This window comes from Sphaerospermopsis reniformis, assembly GCF_005402885.1.
Taxonomy (GTDB): domain Bacteria; phylum Cyanobacteriota; class Cyanobacteriia; order Cyanobacteriales; family Nostocaceae; genus Sphaerospermopsis; species Sphaerospermopsis kisseleviana.
Window position 1 is genome coordinate 1 of sequence record NZ_BJCE01000498.1, and the last position, 1115, is coordinate 1115.

General features: G+C 34.7%; 1 protein-coding gene. It reads right to left on the reverse strand.

Annotated elements, in window-relative coordinates:
* Positions 1–83 precede the first annotated feature (83 nt).
* Positions 84–1115 (reverse strand): RNA-guided endonuclease InsQ/TnpB family protein (locus tag FFR48_RS28020; protein WP_236104233.1); only part of this gene is annotated, 1032 nt, incomplete at its 5' end.

The window sequence follows — 1115 nt, forward strand, 5'->3', positions numbered from 1 at the left end:
TCTGCTATATAAAACCTAGACAAAACTAGACTTTACTTTCTACTTCAACGGGAGCATGGGAGCAGTTATCCCTCGGTAGACTTTCACGCTTTAGCCAAACGCGATAAATTAATTGCAGCGTTTAGATCCCTATCTATCTCAAAACCACAGTTCTCACAGCAATAAATTCTTTCGGATAAAGAAAGATTTTCTTTTTTATGCCCACATCGAGAACAGGTTTTACTTGATGGATAAAATCTATCAGCAATTATAATTTCACAACCAAACTTTTTAGCTTTATATTCTAGCTGACGCTTAAACTCATGAAACCCACAATCAGCTATTGCTTGGGCTAATTTATGGTTTGATAACATCCCTGAAACATTCAAATCTTCTACTACTATCTTCGCGTGGTTTTTGCATAAGTAAGTAGTAAGTTTATGAAGAGTGTCTTTTCGCAGGTTTGCTATTCTCGCATGATGTCTAGCTAGTTTAATTTTGGCTTTATGCTTATTGCTTGAACATGAAGCCTTTTTAGAGTAGATATTAGATAATCTTTGCAGTTTAGCTAAGTTCTGTTTGTAGTGTTTAGGATTAGCAAAAGTAATACCAGTGCTAAGAATAGCTAGTTCCTTTACTCCCAAATCAACACCAACAGCATCATGTTTTTTAATAGTTGGTCGACATTCTTGTTCATAAGAAAAAGCTATGTACCAGCTATCAGCAGTCCTAGAAATAGTAATACTTTTGCAGGTGGTATGAGGTAATCCTTCATAAGTTTTTACCCATCCAATTGTTGGTAGTTTTATTGATGTGCCACCTACAGGAATTGGTTTACCACCATTATCAATTGTAAAACTATCATTTTTCCCTTTCTTTTTGAAGTTGGGATATTTAGACTGTCCTTTAAAAAATCTCTGGAAAGCCTCACCTAAACTATCAAAGGCGTATTGAGTGATTTTCTGACAAATACCTTTTTCTTTAATCCATGCCAATTCAGGTTTTACATGGTTATTAAAGAATTTTTTGAGGATATATTTGTTTGGCTTTAATCCATCTTTATGCAAAGAAGCCCAAGTAGCTAAACCCCAATTATAGGTAAACCTTGCTATACCAGCGTGTTTAGCCATTAATAT